This is a genomic window from Bradyrhizobium sp. 134 (assembly GCF_023074155.1).
Lineage (GTDB): Bacteria > Pseudomonadota > Alphaproteobacteria > Rhizobiales > Xanthobacteraceae > Bradyrhizobium.
The window spans coordinates 495006-513322 of record NZ_JADPKX010000006.1; the positions used below are offsets into that span (position 1 = coordinate 495006).

Annotated in this window: 21 protein-coding genes; 11 read left to right on the forward strand and 10 right to left on the reverse strand. The window is 64.4% G+C overall.

All coding sequences use genetic code 11. The annotated features are described in order from the left end of the window. The first annotated feature begins 8 nt into the window (after positions 1-8). On the forward strand, positions 9-827 hold the full coding sequence (locus IVA75_RS03300; RefSeq protein ID WP_247287010.1) for a penicillin-binding transpeptidase domain-containing protein: 819 nt from the start codon (positions 9-11) through the stop codon (positions 825-827). A 61-nt stretch (positions 828-888) separates the two neighbouring features. Further along, positions 889-1545, forward strand: a complete 657-nt coding sequence (locus tag IVA75_RS03305) for a carboxymuconolactone decarboxylase family protein (RefSeq protein ID WP_247287009.1) — start codon at positions 889-891, stop codon at positions 1543-1545. Positions 1546-1685: 140 nt separating this feature from the next. Here IVA75_RS03305 and IVA75_RS03310 read toward each other — a convergent pair whose 3' ends face one another. From IVA75_RS03310 to IVA75_RS03320, 3 genes are all read right to left on the reverse strand, one after another. Continuing rightward, complete coding sequence (locus IVA75_RS03310) at positions 1686-2681, reverse strand: dienelactone hydrolase family protein (protein ID WP_247287008.1); 996 nt, start codon at positions 2679-2681, stop codon at positions 1686-1688. A 79-nt stretch (positions 2682-2760) separates the two neighbouring features. Next, positions 2761-3354, reverse strand: coding sequence for a hypothetical protein (locus IVA75_RS03315; protein WP_247287432.1), 594 nt, complete (start codon positions 3352-3354; stop codon positions 2761-2763). 140 nt (positions 3355-3494) lie between these two features. Next, positions 3495-3899 carry a DUF4260 domain-containing protein gene (locus IVA75_RS03320; protein ID WP_247287007.1) on the reverse strand — a complete coding sequence of 135 codons (405 nt, stop codon included), beginning with the start codon at positions 3897-3899 and terminating at the stop codon, positions 3495-3497. Between the two features lie 149 nt (positions 3900-4048). On the opposite strand from IVA75_RS03320, the gene IVA75_RS03325 reads away from it, so the two are divergent. Together IVA75_RS03325 and IVA75_RS03330 are read left to right on the forward strand one after the other, a co-directional pair. Further along, positions 4049-5581 (forward strand): acyl-CoA carboxylase subunit beta, encoded by a 1533-nt coding sequence (locus IVA75_RS03325; protein WP_007603066.1) that lies wholly within the window; start codon positions 4049-4051, stop codon positions 5579-5581. Positions 5582-5703: 122 nt separating this feature from the next. Next, positions 5704-6051 (forward strand): hypothetical protein, encoded by a 348-nt coding sequence (locus tag IVA75_RS03330; RefSeq protein WP_027567472.1) that lies wholly within the window; start codon positions 5704-5706, stop codon positions 6049-6051. Between the two features lie 10 nt (positions 6052-6061). On the opposite strand, the gene IVA75_RS03335 is transcribed toward IVA75_RS03330, so the two are convergent. Together IVA75_RS03335 and IVA75_RS03340 are read right to left on the reverse strand one after the other, a co-directional pair. Continuing rightward, positions 6062-6214, reverse strand: a complete 153-nt coding sequence (locus tag IVA75_RS03335; RefSeq protein WP_018456483.1) for a hypothetical protein — start codon at positions 6212-6214, stop codon at positions 6062-6064. 96 nt (positions 6215-6310) lie between these two features. Continuing rightward, positions 6311-6958: a glutathione S-transferase family protein gene (locus IVA75_RS03340; RefSeq protein WP_247287006.1), complete on the reverse strand. Its 648-nt coding sequence runs from the start codon at positions 6956-6958 to the stop codon at positions 6311-6313. 129 nt (positions 6959-7087) lie between these two features. Between IVA75_RS03340 and IVA75_RS03345 the strand changes: the two genes are divergently transcribed. Together IVA75_RS03345 and IVA75_RS03350 are read left to right on the forward strand one after the other, a co-directional pair. Beyond that, complete coding sequence (locus tag IVA75_RS03345) at positions 7088-7402, forward strand: hypothetical protein (RefSeq protein ID WP_247287005.1); 315 nt, start codon at positions 7088-7090, stop codon at positions 7400-7402. Positions 7403-7539: 137 nt separating this feature from the next. Then, positions 7540-7818: a twin-arginine translocation signal domain-containing protein gene (locus IVA75_RS03350; RefSeq protein ID WP_247287003.1), complete on the forward strand. Its 279-nt coding sequence runs from the start codon at positions 7540-7542 to the stop codon at positions 7816-7818. A gap of 146 nt (positions 7819-7964) precedes the next feature. On the opposite strand, the gene IVA75_RS03355 is transcribed toward IVA75_RS03350, so the two are convergent. From IVA75_RS03355 to IVA75_RS03365, 3 genes are all read right to left on the reverse strand, one after another. Next, the gene (locus IVA75_RS03355; RefSeq protein WP_007603074.1) at positions 7965-8216 is read right to left on the reverse strand and encodes a hypothetical protein; all 252 of its coding nucleotides are present in this window, start codon (positions 8214-8216) and stop codon (positions 7965-7967) included. A gap of 215 nt (positions 8217-8431) precedes the next feature. Then, positions 8432-9442: an alpha/beta hydrolase gene (locus tag IVA75_RS03360; RefSeq protein WP_247287001.1), complete on the reverse strand. Its 1011-nt coding sequence runs from the start codon at positions 9440-9442 to the stop codon at positions 8432-8434. A 122-nt stretch (positions 9443-9564) separates the two neighbouring features. Then, on the reverse strand, positions 9565-10263 hold the full coding sequence (locus tag IVA75_RS03365; RefSeq protein WP_247287000.1) for a winged helix-turn-helix domain-containing protein: 699 nt from the start codon (positions 10261-10263) through the stop codon (positions 9565-9567). A 164-nt stretch (positions 10264-10427) separates the two neighbouring features. Between IVA75_RS03365 and IVA75_RS03370 the strand changes: the two genes are divergently transcribed. From IVA75_RS03370 to IVA75_RS03380, 3 genes are read left to right on the forward strand one after another with little or no spacing between them, the layout of a single operon-like run. After that, positions 10428-10736, forward strand: coding sequence for an NIPSNAP family protein (locus tag IVA75_RS03370; RefSeq protein WP_247286999.1), 309 nt, complete (start codon positions 10428-10430; stop codon positions 10734-10736). Between the two features lie 37 nt (positions 10737-10773). Further along, entirely contained in the window at positions 10774-11124 is a 351-nt protein-coding gene (locus IVA75_RS03375; protein ID WP_007603077.1) for an antibiotic biosynthesis monooxygenase, read from the forward strand. Positions 11125-11175: 51 nt separating this feature from the next. Next, positions 11176-11985, forward strand: coding sequence for an isocitrate lyase/phosphoenolpyruvate mutase family protein (locus IVA75_RS03380; protein ID WP_247286998.1), 810 nt, complete (start codon positions 11176-11178; stop codon positions 11983-11985). A 58-nt stretch (positions 11986-12043) separates the two neighbouring features. On the opposite strand, the gene IVA75_RS03385 is transcribed toward IVA75_RS03380, so the two are convergent. Then, the gene (locus IVA75_RS03385; protein WP_027567464.1) at positions 12044-12436 is read right to left on the reverse strand and encodes a hypothetical protein; all 393 of its coding nucleotides are present in this window, start codon (positions 12434-12436) and stop codon (positions 12044-12046) included. A gap of 164 nt (positions 12437-12600) precedes the next feature. Here IVA75_RS03385 and IVA75_RS03390 point away from each other — a divergent pair, with 164 nt between their 5' ends. Further along, the gene (locus tag IVA75_RS03390; protein WP_247286997.1) at positions 12601-13251 is read left to right on the forward strand and encodes a trimeric intracellular cation channel family protein; all 651 of its coding nucleotides are present in this window, start codon (positions 12601-12603) and stop codon (positions 13249-13251) included. Position 13252: 1 nt separating this feature from the next. On the opposite strand, the gene IVA75_RS03395 is transcribed toward IVA75_RS03390, so the two are convergent. Next, complete coding sequence (locus tag IVA75_RS03395; RefSeq protein WP_247286996.1) at positions 13253-14479, reverse strand: c-type cytochrome; 1227 nt, start codon at positions 14477-14479, stop codon at positions 13253-13255. A 280-nt stretch (positions 14480-14759) separates the two neighbouring features. On the opposite strand from IVA75_RS03395, the gene IVA75_RS03400 reads away from it, so the two are divergent. Beyond that, the gene (locus IVA75_RS03400; protein ID WP_247286995.1) at positions 14760-18251 is read left to right on the forward strand and encodes an indolepyruvate ferredoxin oxidoreductase family protein; all 3492 of its coding nucleotides are present in this window, start codon (positions 14760-14762) and stop codon (positions 18249-18251) included. The last annotated feature ends 66 nt before the right edge of the window (positions 18252-18317 follow it).

Here is an 18317-nt window from a genome sequence, read left to right on the forward strand (position 1 = left end):
CACCGCCAGTGCTCACCCGCCGTTCCACCCTCGGCCTTCTCACCGCAGCTGCCGCTTTGCCAGCGCGTGCATTCGCCCATGTCGCGCCGCCGCGCAACGAGATCCGTGACAGCCTCGCAAAGCGCTTCACCGACCTCGGCACGGCCGGGACGTTCGTCGGCTACAAGGTCGAGGACTATCTGGTTGTTGCGAGCGACAAGGAACGTTCGGGCGAGGCCAAGCCGCCGGCTTCGACCTTCAAGATTCCGAACTCGCTGATCGCGCTCGAAACCGGCGTCGTCACTGACCCCGACAAGGACGTATTTCCCTGGGATGGCGTGAAGCGTCCGATCGAGGCCTGGAACAAGGACCACACGCTGCGCAGCGCGATTCTCGTCAGCGCGGTGCCGGTCTATCAGGAGATCGCACGCCGGATCGGACAAGAGCGCATGCAGAAGTATGTCGATCTGTTCGACTACGGCAATCGCGACATCGGCGGCGGCATCGACCAGTTCTGGCTCACCGGCGCCTTGCGCATCGATCCGGTCGAGCAGGTCGATTTCGTCGACAGGCTGCGCCGCCGCGCGCTGCCGATTTCGAAGCGCAGTCAGGATCTTGTCGCTGACATCCTGCCGGTGACCAAGGTCGGCGATAGCGTCATTCGCGCCAAGTCCGGGCTGCTTGGCGCCGAGCGCGGCGAGCCGTCGCTGGGCTGGATGGTGGGCTGGGCCGAGAAGGGCGAAGCGCAAACCGTGTTCGCGCTCAATATGGACTGCAAGGAGCCGCGTCTGGTCGGCGAGCGCATGCCCCTGACGCAAGCCTGCCTTGCCGAGATCGGCGCGATCTAGCGCTATCACGCTGGTGTTGCTCGACTAGCATCCCCCGGTCAAGAAAAACCGGGAGGACAACATGAACTCAACGCCACTCTGGCTGTCGTCGCTCACACTCGCCGCGGCGGGCGGCTGGCTCGCCGCCACGATGTTTGCAGCGCCCGCCACCAGCAAGGAGCCGCGCTTTCCGCAGCTCACCATGGACCAGCTCGACGCCAAGCAGAAGCCGCTCGGCGAGCAGATCATGAAGGTCTCGAGCGTCGGCATCGGCGGTCCCTACAATCCGATGATCCGCAGCCCGGTGCTCGGCCAGCGCCTGTTCGACCTGTTCCACTATCTGCGCTGGGAGACCTCGGTCCCGACAAAACTCAACGAGTTCGCGATTCTGATCATCGGGCGGCAATGGCGTTCCCAGGTGGAGTGGTACGCCCATGCGCCGCTCGCGGCGAAGGCGGGTCTGTCGCCCGAGATCATCGCGGAGCTCAAGGCGAATAAGCGGCCTGCGAACATGGCCGAGGACGAGGCCGTCGTGTACGATTTCGTCACCGAGCTCACCACGACGAAGAAGATCGGCGACGAAACCTATGCGCGCGCGAAGAAGGTCTTCAACGACCAGCAGATTGTCGACCTCACCGCAGTCGCCGGCAATTACGTGACGGTCGCGATGCTGCTGGCAATGGCGGAGGAGACCGTGCCGCCGGACAAGCAGGAGCCGTTCAAGCCGGGCGAGCCGTAGCCTCCGTCATTGCGAGGAGCCCTTGCGACGACGCAATCCAGATTGCCTCCGCGGCGAGATTCTGGATTGCTTCGCTTCGCTCGCAATGACGGAGTATGTGGCGCCGACGCCGGCTCCCAAGGCCGAGCTGCTTCCCGGCGCTACCCCAGCTTGAACAGCGCCTGCAAAAACTCCTCCACGGCCTTGCGCGACTCGGCGGCAGTGGCTGGATTGCCGCCGACATGCGGATTGAGCTCGACGCAAGCGTCCTGGTAGGTGAACGGCGCTTTCGTATCGCCGTTCATCAAGACTCCGCCGTCGCCTTCGCGGATCTGGCAGTTGCGCACGGTCTGCGCACCTGTTGATACGGCAACCGTATTGACGCCGAGCAGCCCGCTGTCGAAGCCGTGCGCGCTGTCGGGGTATTCGGTCAGCACCACGTCGCGGCCAGCCGTCTTGAGTCGCTCGACGAAAGCCTTGCAGCTCTTCACGGGATTGTAGTCGTCGGGCGTGCCGTGGAAGATGCGGATCGGGCGCGCGGCGATGTCCGTGTCGTTCTGATAGGTCGTCGAGCAGTCGGGATAGAACGGAATGTAGGCGGCGAACTGGATGCCGGACTTGTTCCAGAGCTTGTGGAAGCGGTTGAGGCTCGCATAGAGCGTCGCCTGTCCGCCGCGTGAGAAGCCCATCAGCACGATGCGATCAGGATCGACGCGGGGATGTTTTGCGAGGATCTCCAGCGAGCGGTAGATGTCGATGACGAGGTTGAGCCGGCCGAGCAGGGCCTGGTTCGGCCCCACCACCGTCAGCCCGCGGCCGGTAAAGCCGTCGATCACGAAAGTCGAGATGCCCATGGCGTTGAACGCGTGCACCCAGGCCTCGGTGGTGGCGCCGACGCCGCTCGAGCCGTGCATCAGCACCACGACGGGGAGTTTTCCGCTGCCTTGCGCCACGCGGAATTCGCCGGCGACCGTCACCGGCTTTCCGGCCGCGGCATCACCGCTGAGGAATTGCTGGTCGGAGAGGGTGAGCGAGGGGATCGGGTAGATCTCGGCGCGGGTGGCGACTTCCCTGGGAAGCGATTGCGCGTTGGCGCCGATGCCGACGAACAGCGTTGAAATGCAGAGCGCCATGGCGACGCGGAATGCCGTCGGCATCGGATACTCCCCCGTGATTTTCAGTGAGTAGAACAACAGGCCTGCGCGCTGTCAAATTGACGCAAGCCGGCGGTTCGCCTCAGGCGGGATCGGCCTTCTTCACCGTCAGCGCCTGGTCGATCGCAAAACCGCCAATCTCGCTCATCGCCTGCGAGATGACGTCGCCCTTGCGGGCAAAGCCGGCGGAGAGGAAATCGAACTGGGTGCGCGCCAGCCGCAGCACCTCGATCGGCACGGAGATTGCGGTCTCGTTGAAGCTGTCGACCGAGGCGTGCAGCGTCTCCAGCTCGCTTGTGAGCTGGCCGATATGGCTCTCGGCCTGCTGCATCAGGCCGAGCAGGTTGCCGCGCTCGGCATCGAATGCTGCGCGCTCGGCCGCCGCGGCCGCGGTGACCTCGGCAAGCTGGCTGCGCAGCCCGTCGATTTGCTTGACCATGGCGTCGGACGCCATTTCACCGGCCTCGCGCAGCTCGCTGTTGCGCGTGTTCTCTTCGTGCTCCCGGTGATAGAGGCGTTCCGCCGACATCGCCCGTTGCGTCAGCGACTCGATCAGCGCGGCCGCGCGCAACAGCATCTCGCCGTTCCGCCCCGACACCATGCTGGCCATGCGCCGCAGGAAGTCGGTGGTTTCGGACGATGGGTTCGGCGGCAGTGGAACGACCGTCGCGGACATGAGGTGATGCTTGCAGCCGGAAATGATGACCGCCGCCGTACCGACTGAGCTCACGCAACATTCGGCGCCTGATCGCAAGCCTGGAGCAAGCCTGAATCGCCGCGCCCGGTCAACCGGGCAGGGCCAGATTTGCAACTGCGTCAGGTATCCTTCTGCCGGCCGATCCGGCCGAGATGGGTGAAGCCGAACCCGGCCGAATATTTCAGGCCATAGCCCAGCGCCCAGTCGATGCCGATATGGGCGAGCCAGATCAAGGCGATCGACAGGGTGAGCGGCGAGGCGAGGCCGAAGCCGAGCGTCAGCAGCGCGACCGGCGCCATGTAGCTGTGGGCGGCGTTGTAGACCATCGCGCCGAGTTTGGCGTCCGACAGGTATGCCAGGAAGCTGAGATCGGGGACGAAGAACAGCAGTGCGAACACCAGCCATGAGCCGTCCCAGGCCCAGTAGAGCATCACCATCCCCACAAACAGGGTCAGGCCCTCCAGCCGCAGCAGGATGTTGACGCCGCCCGTCGCCGCGCCGGTCTCGGCCGCTCCTTCGGTCATGCTCGTCTCCCAGGCAAAACTTTGAAATTCCTTGCGCTTTCCCGCTGCGGCAAGGCAGCCCTGCGGGACCGAAAGCCGCTTCCCGGCCCGCAAAATGCCGTGTTAGAACCCCCGGCAATCGCATTTAGGCTAAGAACTGGCGGGAGCAAATGAAGAATATCCTGGACGCCCTTGAAGACCGTCGCGCCGGCGCAAAGCTCGGCGGCGGCGAGAAGCGCATCGAGGCGCAGCACGCCCGCGGCAAGCTGACCGCGCGCGAGCGCATCGAGCTCTTGCTCGACAAGGGATCGTTCGAGGAATTCGACATGTTCGTCGAGCACCGCTCCACCGAGTTCGGCATGGAGAAGAACAAGGTGCCCGGCGACGGCGTCGTCACCGGCTGGGGCACCGTCAACGGCCGCAAGACGTTTGTCTTCGCCAAGGACTTCACGGTGTTCGGCGGGTCGCTGTCGGAAACGCACGCGCTGAAGATTACAAAGCTCCAGGACATGGCGATGAAGGCGCGTGCGCCCATCATCGGCCTCTATGACGCGGGCGGCGCCCGGATCCAGGAAGGCGTCGCGGCGCTCGCCGGCTATTCCTACGTGTTCCGTCGCAACGTGCTTGCCTCCGGCGTGATCCCGCAGATCTCCGTCATCATGGGCCCCTGCGCCGGCGGCGACGTCTATTCGCCGGCGATGACCGACTTCATCTTCATGGTGAAGAACACCAGCTACATGTTTGTCACCGGCCCGGACGTGGTGAAGACCGTCACCAATGAGGTCGTCACGGCGGAAGAGCTCGGCGGCGCCTCGGTGCATGCCACGCGCTCCTCGATCGCCGACGGCGCCTTCGAGAACGACGTCGAGACGCTGTTGCAGATGCGGCGCCTGATCGACTTCCTGCCATCCAACAACACGGACGGCGTGCCGGAATGGCCGAGTTTCGACGACATCGGCCGGGTCGACATGTCGCTCGACACGCTGATCCCCGACAATCCGAACAAGCCCTACGACATGAAGGAGCTGATCCTGAAGGTCGTGGACGAGGGCGACTTCTTCGAGATCGCGGACGCCTTTGCCAAGAACATCGTCACCGGCTTCGGCCGCATCGCCGGCCGCACCGTCGGCTTCGTCGCCAACCAGCCGATGGTGCTCGCCGGCGTGCTCGACAGCGACGCTTCTCGGAAGGCGGCGCGCTTCGTCCGCTTCTGCGATGCCTTCAACATCCCGATCGTCACCTTCGTCGACGTGCCGGGCTTCCTGCCGGGCACCGCGCAGGAATATGGCGGCCTGATCAAGCATGGCGCCAAGCTCTTGTTCGCGTACTCGCAGTGCACAGTGCCGCTGGTCACCATCATCACCCGCAAGGCCTATGGCGGCGCCTTCGACGTCATGGCCTCCAAGGAGATCGGTGCCGACATGAACTATGCCTGGCCGACCGCCCAGATCGCGGTGATGGGCGCCAAGGGCGCGGTCGAAATCATCTTCCGCGCCGACATCGGCGACCCCGACAAGATCGCCGCGCGCACCAAGGAATACGAAGACCGCTTCCTCTCCCCCTTCATCGCCGCCGAGCGCGGCTACATCGACGACGTCATCATGCCGCACTCGACCCGCAAGCGCATCGCGCGGGCGCTGTCGATGCTGAAAGACAAGAAGGTGGAAACGCCGGCGAAGAAGCACGACAATTTGCCGTTGTGAGCGCGAGGCGTAGCCCGGATGAGCGTAGCGACATCCGGGTTTTCTATCCAAGTCCCGCATGTCGCTTCGCTCATGCGGGCTACCGATTCTGTTTCTGAGTTGGCATCCTCGATCCAAATCCAATGACCGACAGCGATCCGACCGACGAGATATCCGACATCGAAGCGCGTATCGAGGCTTTGGCCGAGATCGCCGAGCGATGCCGGAAGTACATCCTGGCATCAAAGCTCGCCATCGGCGGCGGCGCTGCGCTGTTGCTGATCACGATCCTCGGCTTGCTCGGGATGGGCCAGACCGCCGCGCTCGGCTCGATCGCTCTGGTGCTCGGCGGAATTGTCTCGCTTGGCTCGAACGTCAGCACGTTGCGGCAGACGGAGAGCGCGATCGGTGATGCGGAGGCGCTTCGGTCTCAACTGATCAGCCGCATCGACCTTCGCGTGGTCGCCGATACGCCGATGAAGCTCGTGTAACCGAGCAGCCTTACGCCGCAGCCCTGCGCGACAGCACCTGCAGCTCCTCGCGGCATTCGGCTGCGAACGCCTGAAGCTGCTCCGCGGTTTGCCGGTCGAGGATCGCCTTTGCCAGCCGTTCGGCGCGGGCAAGCTGGTCTCTGAGATATGCGATGCGGGCCATGTGTCACCTTCCGCAGGGTTGATTTGATGGCCGTGACCCTCCGGCCATCGCCGGATTCATTATGTGAGGCACGTCACACCTCACGCGGGTGCGGCGTCAGCGGGTCGCGTCCGCCGCAGCGAAATGCGCCATCTGGTCTGCGTGGGCCTTGGCGAAGGCCGGGCGGGCGGTGGCGCGCGCGACGTAGGCGCGGCAGGCGGGACTGTCCGCGAGCCCATCGAACTGATCGACGACGCGCAGCACGTCCGACATCAGGATGTCGGCGACGGAGAACGTGCCTGCCAGCCATTCGCGGTTGGCCAGCACCGCCTCCATGTGCTTGAGGCGGAGTTTTAGGAAGTCGTCGACGAATTTCCACGCGGCCGTATCGCTCGGATGGCCCATGAACTTTGACATCGTCCAGGGCAGGCTCGCCATCTCCACCGAGTTGAGCGCGGCGAACAGCCATTCCGTGACCTCGTTGCGGCCGCGCGGATCTGATGGCATCAGCTTCGCGCTGAGGCCGCCGAGATGCAGCAGGATCGCGCCGCTCTCGAAGATCGAGAGATCGCCGTCGGTCAGCCACGGCACCTGCCCGAACGGCTGGTGCGCAAGATGCTCGGCGCCGCGCCCGTCGAACGGCGCGCTCGCGACGCGATAGGGCAATGCGGCCTCTTCGAGCGCCCAGCGCACCCGAAGGTCGCGCACGAAACCGCGCGGGGGCGGGGGAACCCAGTCGAAGGTGGTGAGCGTGAGGTTGGGCATGTGGTGTCTCCGTCTGCTGTTCGGGCATAGGACGGGCGAGCGATGCGCGTTCCGACACCGGTGCCGTCCTTTTTTTGTCGTCGTCGACGTCATCGGCTAGTCTCATTCCAAACAACAGGAGGAAATCCGATGCCGTCAGCCTTCTTCGTCGTCCGCGCCACCGTCACCGATGCCGGCACGCGGGCCGCCTTCGACAGATGGTACGAGACGGAACATCTGCCCGACGCGATGAAGGCCTTCGGTGTGAGCAAGGCCTGGCGGTTCTGGAGCCTCGACGATCCCTCCCTGCATCAGGCGATGTATCAGTTCGAGAGCGAGGCTGCGCTGCAGGCCATGCTGAAGGGCGATGCGCTGACGCAACTGGTGGCTGATTTCAACCGCGATTGGCCCGACGTGACGCGCACGCGCGAGTTGCTGGTGCTGGCGCAGGAGTTCGGGAAATAGAGCACCCGGCTACTGCGCTGCGAGTTCTCCTGTCACCTGCGCAACGAAGCTGAACGCGCGATTCAGCTTCGGTTCATGTCATCACCGCGACACTCGCCTCCGCATCACTGGCACGACCATCCAAGAGGAAAGAAGTCATGGAGCGCCGGAACTTTTTGAAATTTGCAATCGGTGTCGCGGCCGGAGCTGCGGCGTTCACGACCGCCGCACAGGCCGCGCCGCTGGCGCCGCAGCCGCTCGGTGATCCCAGCAAGCCGCAAGGCAATCCCGACGCTCATCCCGCAGTCACGAGCAGCGATGAAGCCGCGCAGTTGAAGCCGGAGCAGGTGCACTGGCACGGCCACCACCGTCATTGGGGTTGGCGCCGCCGTCACTGGGGCTGGCATCGCCGACGCTGGCACCGCCGCCATTGGTAAGCGTCGCGCTAAGCGAGGCTTGAACGGGGACCGCGATCGCGGTCCCCGTTCTGATTCGAAACACCCCGGTGCGACGTCAGCGCTCAAAACGAAAATGGCCGCGCAGGCTTTCGCCGCGCGGCCATTTCGCAATGCGAAAAACGAGATCAGAACGGACGGCAGCGGCCGGCGTACCAGCGGAAGCCGTAGGGGCACACGCGCGCGCGCGGCACGACCACGACAGGGGCTGGCGCAACCACGATCGGACCCGGGCGGACAACGACCGGACCGCGCATCGGGCGGCAGCCGCCATAGGCGCCGCGATACCAGCCGGGGCCGCAACCGCCGGCGGCGCTGGCCGCCTCGCTGAAACCAACGACCGCGCTGGCAAGCATCACGGCGGCAAACAGGTATTTCATTTGATCTTCCTTCTCGTCCTTGGGGTAGGTTTTGGGGGCAGGATTGGGGCAGGTTCTAGGAGGGCTTGGCGCTTTCGGCGCACCATGAATCAAAAGACACGATTCGACACGTTAAAATCGCAACATGCCGAAACGACGCCAGCCAAATCTGCCAATCATGACCTGAATGCGGCATGAACATTCCCCGCACGCGGCTCCGGACGACAGCAATGACGCTACCGGCCGAGAAAACCCAGCACCAGATCCTTGTACTTCTCAGGCGCCTCCAGGAAGACGAGATGGCCGGTGTCCGGGATCACCTCGGCTCGCGCATTCGGCATCTTCGCGGCGAGTGCCTTCGCCAGCTCGGCGTTCTCTCCCATTTTCGCGCGCAGCGCCTCGGGCGCGTTCGGTCGGCCCGGTGCGTTGTGGTCGTCGGCGCCCATAATGAACAGCGTCGGCTCGGTGATCAGTGCGATCTCGTGCGCCACCGGCTCGCGATAGATCATCTGGCCGGAATTGACGAAGGCGCGCAGCCAGCGCGAATAATCAGGGCTGCCCTTGATGTTGAAGCGGGCGTCGATGAACGGCGTGATCGCGTCCGGCGGCAGCTTGATGGCATAATTGGTCTGGAGCTGCTTGCGATAGCCATCAGCCGTGAGCTTGTCCTCGGTCTCGATGATCTTCTCGGTCGGCGTCGGCGGTACATAGAGGCGGTAGTCTTCCAGCCCGATCGGGGCCGTCAGAACAAGGTGGGCGACGCGGTCGGGATAGGCGCGGGCGATGCGGACGCCCAGCATGCCGCCGAGCGAATGGGCGACGATCTCGGCCTTGCCGATCTTGAGGTGATCGAGCAGTGCGATGGTGTTGCGCGCCAGATTGTCGAAATGCAATTCGCCCGCCGGCTTGGAGGATTTGCCGAAGCCGATCTGGTCCGGCACCACGACGCGGAAGCCGGCCTCGCTCAGCATCTTGATAACAGGCGCCCAGTAGCTCGACGGGAAATTGCGCCCGTGCAGCAGCACCACGGTGCGGCCGTTCGGCTGCGCCGCCGGCACATCCATATAGGCCATGCTGAGCTGCTCGCCGTCATTGACAACAGGCAGCAGGTGCACGGGGTAAGGATAGGCAAAGCCTTCGAGCGCGATGCCGTAAGGTTCGCGCGGGACGGTGTCGGCGGCGTGGGTGGAGGTGAGCGGAGAGGCGATGAGGACGGCGACGAGCGCGGCCGAAGCGAAGCGGATCATGGGGGATCTCTGAGAGTTACGGAACGATCGTTCGCATAAAGACCTAGTGGGCCGGGTCAAGCCTGGCTCCGATGACGGCACCCGTTCACACGCGATTGTGCTATCGCACGCGTTTCGCGTGATCAGTCCCGCCCGTCACCGAACAACGCGGCGAACTGCTTCTCGCCGGTGCGCGTAAAATTCACCACACGGCTGCCGGGCGTGGCGTCGCGGGCGGCCCATTTCAGCTCGGCGAAACGCTGCATCATGGCGGCGCCCAGCGTGCCGGCGAGATGGTGGCGCCGCTCGCTCCAGTCGAGGCAGGCCTTGCACACGGGGCGGCGCGGATGGGCGAGCATGTCGGGCGAGATCTGCAAATGCTTCGCCAGGAAGCGCTCGCCCTCGGTGGTCAGCTCGATCTCCTGCTTCTTCTGCCTGACAAGGTTTTGCGCGCGCAGGGTGTCGAGCATCTGCACGCCGAGATCGCCGGCGAGATGGTCGTAGCAGATCCGCGCGCGCCGCAGCGCCGGATCCTTCGGCCCGGTGCGCACGCGCATATGGCCGGTCCGTGCGGCGAGGCCCGCAAGGCCCTCCAGCACACCGGCGACGTCGTCGTCGGTGAGACGGTAGTAGCGGTGGCGGCCCTGCTTCTCCGGCTCGATCAGGCCACCGGCCTCGAGCTTGGAAAGATGCGAGCTCGCGGTCTGCGGCGTGATGCCGGCCTCCTGCGCCAGCTCGCTCGCGGTGAGCGCGCGGCCGTTCATCAGCGCCGTGAGCATGTTGGCGCGTGCGGGATCGCCGACGAGCGCGGCGATCATGGCGATGTCAGGACCTGATTTCATGCTTCGATGGTAGCCGAAGCATTGCGGTGGGGCAAGCGCGTAGCGTGGGGTTGCTCGTCATTGGGAGGAGCCCGTGACGAAACAATCCAGGCTGCCTCTGCAGAGGGATTCCTGGATCGCTTCGCTGCGCTCGCAATGACGGTTTGGAACCAGAGGAGCCCATCATGTCCATCACCGTCTTCATCCGCTACCAGCTCGATCCGTTCAAGCGCGCGCAGTTCGAGGAGTACTCGAAGCGCTGGCTCACCATCATCCCGAAATGCGGCGGCGATCTGATCGGCTATTTCATGCCGCACGAGGGGACCAACAATATCGCGTTTGCGCTGATCACCTTCGAGAGTCTGGCTGCGTATGAGGCCTATCGCGCCCGGCTGCGTCAGGATACGGAAGGCATGGCGAACTTCCACTTCGCCGACGAGCACAAATTCATCCTCGCGGAAGAGCGCACGTTTCTGCGCCAAGTGGTTTTGTAAGTGGTATCGTAGGCCATCAACGACAGGAGAGATGCCCATGATCGCCGTGATCTTCGAGGTCTGGCCGAAGCCGGAACACCGCCAGGATTATTTCGACCTCGCGGCCGACCTCAAGCCGATCCTGCAAACCATCGACGGCTTCATCTCGGTCGAGCGTTTCGAGAGCCTGACCGACAAGGGCAAGATCTTGTCGGTGTCGTTCTGGCGGGACGAGGCGGCCGTGCAGGCCTGGCGCAACACGATGGAGCACCGCCGCACCCAGGCCAAGGGCCGCGCAAAAATCTTCGCCGATTATCACTTGCGTATCGCCAGCGTCATCCGCGACTACAGCATGAATGATCGCGAGCAGGCGCCAAAGGACAGCCGCGCGGTGCACGACGCGCACTAGCGCGCGCGGCGGCACGTCCCCATCTCTGCGCGGCCAACAAGGGAGAGAAACATGCACGTGACAACTGCTGACAAGCGCGCAACCTTCAGGAAGCTGCACGAGAGCGGCTGCTTCATCCTGCCCAATCCGGTCGACGTCGGCAGCGCGAAAGCGTTGCAGCATCTTGGTTTCAAGGCGCTGGCGTCGTCGAGTGCGGGCTTTGCCTGGACCATCGGCAAAGCCGACAACCATGTCAGCGTCGAGGACGTCTGTCAGCATCTGGCGGCATTGAGCACGTCTGTCGATATCCCGGTGAACGCGGATTTCGAGGGCGGCTTTGCGGTCGAGCCGGACAAGGTCGCGGACAATGTCGAGCGCTGTGTGCGCACCGGCGTTGCCGGCCTGTCGATCGAGGATTCCACCGGCGACAAGGACAAGCCGATCTACGAGCGCGCGCTCGCAGTCGAGCGAATCAAGGCGTCGCGCAAGGCGATCGGCGATAGCGGCGTGCTCCTGGTCGGCCGCTGCGAGGCCTATCTGTGGGGCGTGACCGACCTCAAGCTCGTCATCGACCGGCTCACCGCTTACGCCGATGCCGGCGCCGATTGCCTTTACGCGCCGGGCCTCAAGAGCCGCGAGGACATCGCCGCGGTGGTGAAGGCTCTCGCACCCAAACCGTTCAACCTGTTGATCGGCGGCTCCGGGCTGTCATTGCAGGAAGCTGCCGATCTTGGCGTGCGCCGGATCAGCGTCGGCGGTTCACTCGCTCGCGCCTCCTGGGGCGGCTTCATGCGGGCCGCGAAGGAAATGGCGGAGAAGGGGACCTTTACCGAGCTCGGCAGCGGCTATCCCGGCGGCGAGCTCAACAAGATGTTCGGCTAAAGACAAACGAAAGCGGCGGGATCTGAATCCCGCCGCTGTCGCATATTGTTGCAATTCGTTACTTCGCGCCGTCAGCCGGTGCCGGCGTATCCGGGGCCGGCTTGCTCGGTGCGGCGCCCGTGGTCACGCCCGGCCCGGTGTTGGTGCGCGGCGTCACGTCGCGCATGCCGGGAGGTGCGGCCGGATTGGTGGCCGGTGCCTGCTGAGCGGTCTGCGTCGCCGGCGTGGTGCTGGCCTGGTTGCTGGTGCCGGTGTTGTTCAGGCCGTAGAATACGGCACCCAGCACCAAGGCGATTGCCACTGCGAACAGGGCTACTTTGCCGCTGGAGGCGGGGCCTTCGCCAAGCTCCGGGTCGACCTGAAGCTGGGCATCCCGTCGCGCCGCATTGCGATACTCATCATCGGCGAGATTCGGGCGGTACGGATCGTTGATAAAACGGTCGTCAGCCATCGATTGGTTCTCCTCGATTATTGCGGCGGGACAACCCGTGGATGCGAGATTCTGTTCCGCCCCTCTTAATGCTTTCGTCGCATGTTGCGCCCGCGGCGGGAATCGGGAACCTGTTCGCTGGGGAACCTGAAGCGTAAGCTCCGCTGACGGAAGGGAACAAAGCGATGTGGAGCTTGCCGCCGAGCGATAGCGTGCTGCATCTGTTGTCGCTGGTTGCGGTCGCGGCGCAAGGCATGACCGCTGCGCTCGCAGCCGGCCGCCGCAGCATGGATTGGCTCGGCGTCTGCTTTCTCGGCTGCATCACGGCGCTCGGCGGCGGCACTTTGCGCGATCTCTTCCTGGGGCATTATCCGCTGGCCTGGGTGCAGAACCCCATCTACCTCGCACTGGCCGGAGGCGCTGCCTTCCTCACCATCCTGATGGCGCGGCTGGTGCACCGGCTGAAACTGGCCTTCATCGTGCTCGATGCCATCGGCCTCGTCGTCTTCACCATGACCGGCTGCGACATCGCCTGGCAGATGGACGCCACGCTGCCGATCGTCATCGTCTCCGGCATGGTGACCGGTTGCGCCGGCGGCGTGTTGCGCGACGTGCTCTGCAACGACGTGCCGCTGCTGTTCCGCTCCGAACTCTATGCCAGCGTCTCGGTGGTGACGGGATTGTTCTATGCCACCGCGTTCGGTCTCAAGCTGAACGCCGAGCTCTGGACCATTTTGACGTTCGTCCTCGGCATCAGCTTCCGCCTGCTGGCGGTGCGCTACAAATGGGAGATGCCGAAATTCGTGTTCACGGAGGAGGAGGAGCGGGAGCCTTGAGCTACGGCTCCTGCTTCCGCGCCCTCGCCACCTGCGCCGGCGTCACCAGCGGCGCGGCATTGCCCCAGGAATTGCGGATGTAGTTCGTCACTGCTGCGACCTCTTCGTCGGAGAGCCGGTTGGAATAGGCCGGCATCTCCCCGGTGTTAGGCGCGCGCGGGGTCGTCACGGTGTGGGCGCCGTCGAGGATGATGCGCAAGGTCGAGGACGGATTGACCGATTGCAGCAGCGCGTTGGCGGGCAGCGGCGGATAGATGCGCGGTGCGCCTGTGCCGTCGGCCTCATGGCAGGCGATGCAGAGCTTGGCGTAGACGGCCTGGCCGGCCTTCATCTCGGCATCGTCAGGCGGCGTCACGATCGTCTCACGCCGCGCTGGCGGCAGGTTCTTCAGGTAAACCGCGATTGCGCGCACGTCGGCATCGCTCATCTTCGAGGTCGAGTTGACGACCACCTCCGCCATCAGCCCGCTGGCATGGCTCCTGGCGTTGCGCCCGCTCTGAAGATATTCGGTGACGTCCTCGACGCTCCACGATTTCAGCCCCGTGCGGGCGGCGCCATCGAGCCGTGGCGCGTACCAGCCGCCGACCTCGTTGCCCGCGAGGGCCTGCGCCTGCTTGTCCGCGCCGAAATAGTTCTTCGGCGTATGGCAGGCGCCGCAATGACCGAGCCCGGTGACAAGGTAACCGCCCCGATTCCACGCCGCGCTCTGGCTCTGGTCCGGCTCGAACAGGCCCGGCTTAAAATACATCACGTTCCAGATCCGCATCAGGCCACGATAGCCAAACGGCCAGCGCAGTTCCGGCGGCTTGTTGCGGCTCGGGACGGCCGCGAGCGTTCCGAGATAGGCCCGGATCGCCAGCGTGTCGTCCTTCGTCATCCGCGTGAAATAGGGGTAGGGAAACGCCGGGTAATAGTTGGAGCCGTCGGGCGCGACGCCGGTGCGCACGGCGCGGGTGAAGTCGGCGTCGGTCCAGGCGCCGATGCCGGTGTCGCGGTCCGGCGTCAGGTTCGGCGCGTAGATCGCGCCGAACGGCGTGTCGATGCGCTTTCCGCCCGCGAACGGTTTGGCGGGATCGGCGGTGTGGCAGCCGGCACAGTCGCCGGCTTCCACCAGCGCCTTGCCAGTGGCGATCAGCTCCGGTGACGGCTCGGCAGCGACGGCCGCGTTCGCAACCGCACTGCACAACGCCAGAGCCACGAGAGCCAAGCCAGCCAGAATCGTCCGCATCGAAAGCCTCTCCTGCGACCCATCGACGCCGTCCCGGATGACCAGGCGTCAATTCGTTGCGCGACGGCGGGGGTATGGTGACACAAAATGAAAATCGCGGATGCCAATGCAGCCACGAAATTGCGATTTTTACCCGGCGCTGCCTTTGGTCCAGAATTGTGATGCGGAGCGTGAAATATCCGACATAGAGTGGCGGAAATGGTCGGCGCGCCCTAGCTAAAAACAACGGGCAGGCAACGGCTTAAGCAGCCAAGCGCTCAAAAGGGCGGAAGAGGACATAATGGGCATCAACCAGGGTCCGATCAGTCTCGATCAGAAATACACCCAGGACACCGGACATATTTTCACGACAGGCATTCAGGCCCTGGTCCGGCTGCCGATGGCCCAAATCCGGCGCGATCGTGCGGCGGGGTTGAACACCGCCGGCTTCATCTCCGGCTATCGCGGCTCACCGCTCGGCGGCTATGACCAGCAGCTGTTCGCCGCGCGAAAACATCTCGAGCAGTACAACATCAAGTTCCAGCCCGGCGTGAATGAGGATTTGGCCGCGACCGCGGTCTGGGGCTCGCAGCAGCTCAACCTCTCGCCCGGCGCCAAGTATGACGGCGTGGTCGGCATCTGGTACGGCAAGGGGCCCGGCGTCGATCGCTGCGGCGACGTCTTCCGCCACGGCAATGCCGCGGGCTCCGCTAAAAACGGCGGCGTCTTGTGTCTCGCCGGCGACGACCACGGCGCAAAATCCTCGACGGTCCCGCATCAGTCCGACCACGCGTTCATGTCGGCGCTGATGCCCTATCTCTACCCCTCGAGCGTCCACGAGATGATCGAGATGGGTCTTCTCGGTATCGCGATGTCGCGCTACTCGGGCTGCTGGGTCGGCATGAAGGTGATCACGGAGACCGTGGAGACCACCGCCGAGATCGATCTCACCGACGAGATGACGCCGTTCGTGATCCCGACCGATTTCGAGATGCCCGAAGGCGGCCTCAATCTGCGCTGGCCCGACGACCGCTTCGCCCAGGACCGCCGCTTGCAGGACTACAAGGGCTTTGCCGCGATCGCTTTTGCGCGCGCCAACAAGGTCAATCGCATCACCATGGACTCGCCGAATGCCCGCTATGGCATCATGGCGTCCGGCAAGAGTTACGAGGATATCCGGCAGGCGCTGCGCGAGCTCGGTATCACACCCGAGGTCGCCGCCAAGATCGGACTTCGATTGTACAAGATCGGCATGCCGTGGCCTCTGGAGCCGGAAGGCGTCCGGCAATTCGCCGTGGGCCTCGAGGAAATCTTCATCATCGAAGAGCGCCGCGAGATCGTCGAAAATCAAGTGAAGCAGGAGCTGTTCAACTGGCGCGACGATGTCCGTCCGCGGATCATCGGCAAGATGGACGACCACGACAAGCGCTTCCTCCCCTTTGCCGAAGAACTCAGCGTCGCCTCGCTGGCCAGCTCGCTCACCGAGCGGCTGCTTCGACTTGATCTCAATCCCGAAATTGCAACGATGCTGCGCGCCAAGGCCGATTGGTTCAACGGCCGCCAGGCATCGCAAATGCAGGCGACCGCGCCTGTCGCCCGCACCCCCTATTTCTGCTCGGGCTGCCCGCACAACACATCGACCAAGGTGCCCGAAGGCAGTCGCGCCTTTGCCGGCATCGGTTGCCACTTCATGGCGCTGTGGATGGACCGCTCCACCGAGACCTTCACACACATGGGCGGCGAGGGTGTGCCGTGGGTCGGCGTTGCTCCCTTCACCAAGGAAGAGCACGTGTTCGCCAATCTCGGCGATGGCACGTATTTCCACTCCGGCAGCCTCGCGATCCGCCAGGCGATCGCCTCAGGCGCCAACATCACCTACAAGATCCTCTATAACGACGCGACCGCGATGACCGGCGGCCAGCATGTCGACGGCGAATTGTCGCCGCAGCAGATCACCTTCCAGCTCCACAGCGAAGGCATCCGCGAGATCTATCTGGTCTCCGAAAATCCCGACGCCTATCCGGCGAACGAGATCGCGCCCGGCGTCAAGACAGCGCATCGTGACGAGCTCGACGCGGTCCAGAAAACGCTGCGCAAGGTCAAGGGTGCGTCCGCGATCGTCTTCGTGCAGACTTGCGCCGCCGAGAAGCGCCGCCGCCGCAAGCGTGGCACGATGGAAGATCCGGCGCGCCGTGTGCTCATCAATCCTTCGGTGTGTGAAGGCTGCGGCGATTGCTCGGTGCAGTCGAACTGCATTTCGGTCGAGCCGCTGGAGACCGAGTTCGGCCGCAAGCGCGCCATCAACCAGTCGACCTGCAACAAGGATTATTCCTGCGTCAAAGGCTTTTGCCCGTCCTTCGTCACCGTCGACGGCGGCAAGATGCGCAAGCGTGCGCCGGCGGGCGTCGGCGATATCGGCGCGCTGCCTGAGCCGGCATCGCGCCCGAACCTGGACAAGCCCTACAATATCGCGGTCGGCGGCGTCGGCGGGACCGGCGTGCTGACCATCGGCGCGCTGCTGGGCATGGCCGCCCATATCGAGGGCAAGGCCTCGATGATCCTCGACATGTCGGGCCTGGCGCAAAAGGGTGGGGCGGTGCTGAGCCACGTCCGCCTGTCCGACCATCCAGCCGAGGTGACCTGCTCGCGCATCGTCACCGGCACGGCCGATGTGGTGCTCGCAGCCGATGAGGTGGTCGCGGTTGCCAAGGACACCATCTCGCTCTGCGACAGCAGCCGCACCCGCGGCATCATCAACAGCCACGTCATTCCCACCGCCGACTTCGTTCTCAACCGCGATTTCAACTTCCAGACCCGCAAGCTGAACGGGTTGCTGGAAACCGCGCTGCACAAGGATTCGGTGTTCTTCGACTTCACCAAGCCGGCCGAGCAGCTGCTCGGCGACAGCATCGCAACCAACATGATGATGATGGGCTACGCCTATCAGAAGGGCCTCTTGCCGTTGTCGGCGGAAGCGATCGAGCAGGCGATCGAGGTCAACGGCGTCTCGATCAAGATGAACAAGGAAGCCTTCCGCCTCGGCCGGCTCGCGGTCGCCGACCCCCAGCGCCTGGTAGACATGCTGAAGGGGACTGACGACGTCGTCGCACCGAAGACGCTGGAGGCGATGACGCTCGACGAACTCATCGAGCACCGCGCCAAGCATCTTACGGCCTATCAGAACGGCCGGCTGGCCAAGCGCTACCGGAAGCTGGTGGACCAGGTCAGCGACGCCGCCAGGCAGGGCGGCTATGACGAGGCGCTGACACGCACCGTTGCGGTCAACTACGCAAAACTGCTGGCCTACAAGGACGAATACGAAGTCGCACGCCTTTACACCGACGGCGCGTTCGAAAAACAGCTCCGCGACCAGTTCGAGGGCGACTTCAAGTTCAACTTCAACCTGGCCCCGCCTATTCTCAGCAGGGGCGTCGATGCGCTCGGCCGCCCGAAGAAGCGCGCGTTCGGCCCGTGGATGCTTCCGGTGTTTCGCGTGCTGGCGAAGTTCAAGGTCCTGCGCGGCACGCCGCTCGACATCTTCGGTCGCAGCGCCGACCGCAAGCTCGAACGCGATCTGATCGCCGGCTACGAGAAGGACGTCGCCACCGTGCTCGGCCTGCTGTCGCCGCTCACGATCGACACCGCGGTGGAGCTGCTGTCGTTGCCCGACCGCATCCGCGGCTATGGCCCGGTGAAGGAGAAGGCCGTCGCGGACGCCAAGGCCCGCTACGCCCAGCTCGCCGCCGACCTCGCGAACCCGCCGCCGGCTCCGCGGCAGATCGCGGCGGAGTAGAATTTGTGGGGTGGGGGCGCTGATCCACCCACCAAATTCCTGTTTGAAATCAACCACAGGTCTACT